This is a genomic window from Anaerotignum neopropionicum (assembly GCF_001571775.1).
Lineage (GTDB): Bacteria > Bacillota > Clostridia > Lachnospirales > Anaerotignaceae > Chakrabartyella > Chakrabartyella neopropionicum.
Genome location: NZ_LRVM01000022.1, coordinates 1 through 4,083 on the forward strand (window position 1 = coordinate 1; position 4,083 = coordinate 4,083).

General features: G+C 40.3%; 3 protein-coding genes. 1 reads left to right on the forward strand and 2 read right to left on the reverse strand.

The genetic code is table 11. The features are described 5' to 3' along the window. Window positions 1–188 precede the first annotated feature (188 nt). The gene (locus CLNEO_RS15125) at window positions 189–980 is read right to left on the reverse strand and encodes an electron transfer flavoprotein subunit beta/FixA family protein (RefSeq protein WP_066091127.1); all 792 of its coding nucleotides are present in this window, start codon (window positions 978–980) and stop codon (window positions 189–191) included. 79 nt (window positions 981–1,059) lie between these two features. Continuing rightward, window positions 1,060–2,202 carry an acyl-CoA dehydrogenase gene (locus tag CLNEO_RS15130; RefSeq protein ID WP_066091129.1) on the reverse strand — a complete coding sequence of 381 codons (1,143 nt, stop codon included), beginning with the start codon at window positions 2,200–2,202 and terminating at the stop codon, window positions 1,060–1,062. Between the two features lie 215 nt (window positions 2,203–2,417). Between CLNEO_RS15130 and CLNEO_RS15135 the strand changes: the two genes are divergently transcribed. After that, window positions 2,418–3,830, forward strand: a complete 1,413-nt coding sequence (locus CLNEO_RS15135; RefSeq protein WP_096348820.1) for a sigma 54-interacting transcriptional regulator — start codon at window positions 2,418–2,420, stop codon at window positions 3,828–3,830. Window positions 3,831–4,083 lie beyond the last annotated feature (253 nt).

Genomic DNA, 4,083 nt, shown 5'->3' on the forward strand with positions numbered 1-4,083 from the left:
CATGACCTAACAGGACTGCTACTACTTCGTCCTTGAGGTCTTCTTTCAATCTTGTGGATTCGCCGACCAATTCCAGACCTACGTTCTGAACTTTGCCGCTTCTTTGTTCAATAACTACAAAAATACCCTTGCTCATGGGTTTATCCTCCTTAAATATTATCTATGTGCAAAAACATGGGATATGTCCATTAGATAATGAATTTTTCTTCCAACTTTTTCACAATTGCCTCTACCGCCTGTTCCGGGGTAAGGTCACGCAATACGGTTCCTGCACCCTTCATTTCCTTTGTAAAGGATTTGTATACATTGGTAGGAGATCCCTTCAGACCGATCATGTCCAATTCCAAGCCATCCTTGATATCTTCAAAACCGATAATTTTAATTTCCTTCTGATATGCATCAAAAACGCCGCCTACGGACATATATCTAGGCTCTGCCAATTCGGCAATGGCCGTTAACAGACAGGGTGTTTTTACTTTTATAATATGGTAGCCGTCTTCAAACTGTCTTTTTACGACAACGTATTCTTCCGTTGCATCCACAATTTCTTCTACATAAGAAACCTGAGGCAGGTGTAATTTTTCACCAATCTGAGGGCCAACCTGCGCTGTGTCACCATCGATTGCCTGACGGCCTGTGATAATCACATCATAGCCAACTTTTTCCAAAGCCCCCGCCAAAATACCGGAGGTTGCATAGGTATCAGAACCGCCGAATTCTCTGGCGGAAACCAAATATGCTTCGTCACAGCCCATAGCCAAAGCTTCTCTTAAAGCAATGTCAGCCTGAGGAGGACCCATGGATACAACGCTTACTGTACCACCCAGCTTCTCTTTCAATGTCAAAGCAGCCTCAATGCCTGTTTTATCATCGTGGTTAATGATGGAGGGAACGCCTTCACGAATCAGTGTGCCTGTTTTGGGATCAATCTTAACTTCTACTGTATCAGGTACCTGTTTGATACAAACAACTATTTTCATAGGAAAAGCTTCTCCTTTCGAATTTTCAATTTTTTTGAGTATAGGGAATCTTTCTTTTAAGAACGCACAACCATGGAAATTACTTCAAGCCCATCCAGTTGGAAACAACAATCTTTTGTACTTCGGATGTGCCTTCGTAGATTTCTGTAATCTTTGCGTCACGCATCATTCTTTCAATAGGGTAATCTCTTGTATATCCGTATCCGCCAAAAAGCTGTACGCATCTTCTTGTTACATCGCTGGCTGTTGCACCTGCCAAATATTTTGCCATTGCGGACAAGTGGCTATATGGTCTATGAGCATCTTTTTCACCAGCTGCTTCATAGATCAGTAATTTTACGGCTTCAACTCTTGTCGCCATATCAGCCAATTCAAATTGTGTGTTCTGGAACTGACCAATTTTTCTGCTGAATTGTTTTCTTTCCATAACATACTTCACACACTCTTCAATCGCACCTTCTGCAATACCCAATGCCTGGGAAGCAATACCAATACGTCCGCCGTCCAAGGTTTGCATTGCAATCTTAAAGCCCTGGCCTTCCTTACCCAAAATATTTTCTTTGGGGATACGGCAGTTTTCAAAAATCAATTCACAGGTAGCGGAACCGCGAATACCCATTTTTCTTTCTTTTTTACCAATAAAGAACCCGGGCGTATCCTTTTCTACAATAAAAGCAGAAATGCCGTGGTTGCCCTTTACTTTATCTGTCATCGCAATAATTACATATGTATCTGCATAGCCAGCATTTGTAATGAATACCTTTGTTCCGTTCAATACATATTCATCACCATCCAGCTTTGCTGTTGTTTGCTGCATGGAGGAATCTGTACCTGCACTGGGCTCGGTTAATCCAAAAGCACCCAATTTTTCACCCTTTGCCAAGGGAATTAAATATTTCTGCTTTTGCTCCTCAGTACCAAACATATAGATTGGACCTGCACATAAAGACGTATGTGCGGAAACAATTACTGCTGTTGTTGCACAAACCTTGCCAAGCTCCTCTACTGCCATAGCATATGTCAAATAATCTCCGCCAGCGCCGCCGTATTCCTTCGGGAATGGAATGCCCATAAAGCCGAATCTTGCCAGCTTGCCTAATGTTTCCACGGGAAATCTTTCTTCTTCGTCAAGCTCTTCTGCCAAAGGTTTTACCTCTGTTTCAGCGAACTTTTTATAAAGATCTCGCAACAAAACGTGCTCTTTTGAATAGCCAAATTCCATATACTTGTTCCTCCTTAAATCATTTTTATGCTTTTGCATAATTGTTATTTCTCTAACGATTATAATATTGAGCAATTTCCGTGCCAAACATTTCTTTTGCTGATTTCTCGCACAACTTTTAAATAAACCATGGATTATCGTTATAAAAAATGTTAGAATGTAAGAAGATTGTTGTTACAATTATTTTTTCTCACAAAATTGAGGTGTCCTATCTTATGAAGCTGACAAAAGAACTTTTTTTATCCCTTGACATACTTCCCAAGGTGCTCGATCGCATCAATGACGGAGTGAATGTGGTAGATACTGATGGAATTCTTGTTTATGTGAATGACATCAGTGTAAATTATACGGGCAAAAAAAAGGAAGAAATGCTAGGAAAGCCCATTTCCGATTTTTACCCTGCCGCGGTCTTGCTTACTGTATTGCAGGATCGTAAGCCTGTTTTGGATAAAAAAATCCATTTTGTTCCACCAAAAAAATATATTGTTAACTCCTATCCAATCTTTTATAAAGATGAATTTTTAGGGGCCTTTTCCGTATTTCAGGATATACAGGAATTAGATCAGTTAAACAGTAAAATTAAAGAATTGGAAATACAGGTAAATTTAAATAAACCCGAAGGGGACTTTAACCATGTGGTTCACTTAGGCACCATGCAAAATGTTTTTAAGCAAGCAAAAAAAATTGTTGGTTCCCTGGGAGGGCCTCGTCATTCCATTATCACAGGGGCATCGGGTACCGGCAAAACAATGCTGGCAAATTTAATTTACAACTATGCCAAGGAAGTTGGCGTAATCAGTAAAAATGCACCCTTTATTGAAATTAACTGTGCTCAGTTTACCAACCCCGATATTGCGGCCATGGAAATATTCGGTTCTGTGGAAGGCGCCTATACAGGCTCAAAAAAGAAAAAAGGACTTTTTGAACAGGCAAACGGAGGAATTCTTTTTCTGGATGAGGCACATACCATTGAAAACTATCAAAGCCTGCTTTTAAAAGCCATTGAATCCGGCAAAATCCGCCGCATCGGTGACACCAAGGAAATTGATATTAATGTCATTGTAATTGCGGCATCCACCAAAAATCTCCATGAGGTTTTTTTGCCAGAGCTTTATCAGCGTTTGGGGCAATATGAGATGTACCTTCCCTCACTGCAAGAACGTTCCCTGGAGGAAAAGGAACAGCTTTTTCTGCATTTTGTACGCAAATACGAAAATGCGGTGTGGGAGGCGCGACGAATTCACTACCATGTCATATTTACCCCGCAAGCTAAGCATGCCCTCTTGAATGCCGTTTACCCAAGAAACATACGACAAATGCGGGATATCATCAATTATAGCATTGATGCCTCATCCCCCCTGATTGAGGATATTGGAGAGAAAACCGATATCACCACAATGGTTGGGTTGGAGCATATTCCCTTTGATGTTTCAGAAAAATCGGAAATACAAAAGCACGGGTCCTTGCCCCCTGCAAATAAAATAACCAACAATGTGGCACAGTTTATCATTGAGCGCAGTGAAAAGGGAGATGGCCCCAGAAAAATTTCTCACCGTTTAACGGAAATGGGATATGACCTACCTTATTATAAGGTGGCTTACTATTTGAAAAAAGAAAATATGAATTAAATTCCTTATATTCTTTTATGAATGTAAGAATTTTAACTACAGAAAAAGGCAGTTGATATACTATCAACTGCCTTTTATTGTTCGCTTTAGCTTGAGAAAACCACCGGCTATGCCGGTGGTAGGAAAGGTTTGTTCTTTAGATGTAAGCACGAATCCTCCTTTGGTAGAATAAATGTAGGTTTGCCAACCACATCAAAGACCAAAAGGAGGATTCAAAATGACTAATAATAGTTTAGCACATACAACATGGGAA